At 74.9% G+C, this 382-nt stretch carries 1 protein-coding gene; it reads right to left on the bottom strand.

Going from position 1 to position 382, the window contains the following annotated elements; genetic code table 11:
• On the bottom strand, positions 1–382 hold a 382-nt coding region (locus tag BCY78_RS24460), incomplete at both ends, for a substrate-binding domain-containing protein (protein WP_158516006.1).

The following is a 382-nucleotide window of genomic DNA, read 5'->3' as shown; positions in this document are numbered from 1 at the left end:
GTTCATGAAGGCCGAGTCGTCGTAGCCGACGACCGAGACGTCGTCGGGCACCGAGAGCCCCCGGCGACGGACCGCGCGCACGGCGCCCAGCGCGAGCGGGTCACTGGCGCAGATGATGCCCGTGACTCCGCGCTCCATCAGCCGCGTCGCGGCGGCCTGCCCGCCCTCCAGCGAGAACATGGCCCGCGCCACCCGCTCGTCGGGGATGCTCGTGCCGGTCTCCTCGGCCAGCACCCGGGCGGCGGCGAGCTTGCGCTGGGAGGGCACGTGGTCGGACGGCCCGAGGACGAGGCCGATGCGCTCGTGGCCGAGCGAGACCAGGTGGCGCCAGGCCTGCTCGACGGCGACGGAGTCGTCGCAGGAGACGCCGGGGAAGCCGAGG

It is taken from the genome of Pararhodobacter sp. CCB-MM2 (assembly GCF_001691415.1).
GTDB lineage: Bacteria > Pseudomonadota > Alphaproteobacteria > Rhodobacterales > Rhodobacteraceae > Pararhodobacter.
This window is presented reverse-complemented; position numbering and strand designations above follow the sequence as displayed.